1 protein-coding gene is annotated in these 509 nt (G+C 47.0%); it reads right to left on the bottom strand.

Annotated features, from left to right (window positions below; genetic code table 11):
• Nucleotides 1-509 (bottom strand): hypothetical protein (locus RMT89_RS40975; RefSeq protein WP_315888838.1); only part of this gene is annotated, 509 nt, incomplete at both ends.

Raw genomic sequence — 509 nt, 5'->3', positions numbered from 1 at the left:
CTTCCACATACTTGTAGACAGCCGGTGCATTGCTCCTGCCACGATAGGCATTTCTGTCCCAGAGCAAGAAATGTTCTGGCGAAATACCACGAGCCATGACACGCCGGAAAATACCATCATTGTACTTCCCTGCCTGCGTCAACGAATCTTCGTTATCGCTTTTCTTGAAGTTACGGAAAAGCTTTGCAACAAGATCGCTATCATCACAACCTTCCTGCAAGACACGCTTAATGCGGTAATACAGCTTGCTGTACGACTTGTTGCTTTGGTTCTGGTAGGCTCCGTGTGCAGCCTTAAACAAGGCATAACGCTCTACGTCAGTGAAGGTGTAGCCGTTTTTATGGCGTATCCAGCCTTCCTTCTTTGCGAGATAGCTCTGAATGAGGTTTTCTTCGTAAAGTAGATTTTTGTTGTTGTAGGTCGGGTCTGCCATCAACTGATCGATGATACGCTTTTCAGCGGCATCAATCATGTTGTGCACATCGACTTTTCCAGCACGCTCAAGGAAC

It is taken from the genome of Streptomyces sp. P17 (assembly GCF_032436805.1).
Lineage (GTDB): Bacteria > Actinomycetota > Actinomycetes > Streptomycetales > Streptomycetaceae > Streptomyces.
Note: the sequence above shows the minus strand (reverse complement) of the source record. Positions and strands in the feature narration are given on the sequence as shown.